Here is a 777-nt window from a genome sequence, read left to right as displayed (position 1 = left end):
AAGGAAAAGCCGTGAGCCTGCTCAAAAAACTGCCCAAACCCATGCTGCCCGACGAAACCCGCCGCGATATTCAGGCGCGTGAGTCGTATCATGTATTGAAGATTATTTCCGAATTTGTCGAAGCCGGCGAAGAATTGCGCGCCATTCAACCAGCCGTCAGCATTTACGGCAGCGCGCGCACGCCTGAAAACCATCCCGACTACGAGTTCACATTGCGCTTGGCCCGCAAACTGTCGGATGCCGGATTTTCCGTCATTTCCGGCGGCGGGCCGGGCATTATGGAAGCGGCCAACAAAGGCGCGTTTGCAGGCGCAAGTCCGGCGGTGGGGCTGAATATCGTGTTGCCGCACGAGCAAAAAGCCAATCCCTATCAGGATTTGTCGATTAAATTCCAACACTTTTTCCCGCGCAAAGTCATGTTCGTCAAACACGCTGTGGCGTATGTCGTCATGCCCGGCGGTTTCGGCACGCTGGACGAATTGTTTGAAAGCCTGACTTTGGTGCAAACCGGCAAAACGCCCGACCGCCCGATTATCTTAGTGGGCAAAGCATTTTGGGCGGGACTGTTGGACTGGATACGCGAGCAGTTGCTGGGCAGAAACCTGATTTTGGAAGAGGATTTGAACTTGATTCGAGTCATCGACGACGAAGACGAAATCATCGAAGAAATCTTCGCCCATTACGAAAACCGCCTGGAAGACTTGTCCGAACACCAAAATGCTTGGTCACTGGGGCTGTAAAAAACTAAGGTTTCAACTGACAAAGGGCGGTTATCCC

General features: G+C 52.9%; 1 protein-coding gene. It reads left to right on the top strand.

Annotated features, from left to right (window positions below):
• Positions 1 to 11: 11 nt before the first annotated feature.
• Positions 12 to 740: a TIGR00730 family Rossman fold protein gene (locus ACTHUR_RS13440; RefSeq protein WP_003686578.1), complete on the top strand. Its 729-nt coding sequence runs from the start codon at positions 12 to 14 to the stop codon at positions 738 to 740.
• Positions 741 to 777 lie beyond the last annotated feature (37 nt).

It is taken from the genome of Neisseria sp. P0021.S007 (assembly GCF_051956855.1).
Note: the sequence above shows the minus strand (reverse complement) of the source record. Positions and strands in the feature narration are given on the sequence as shown.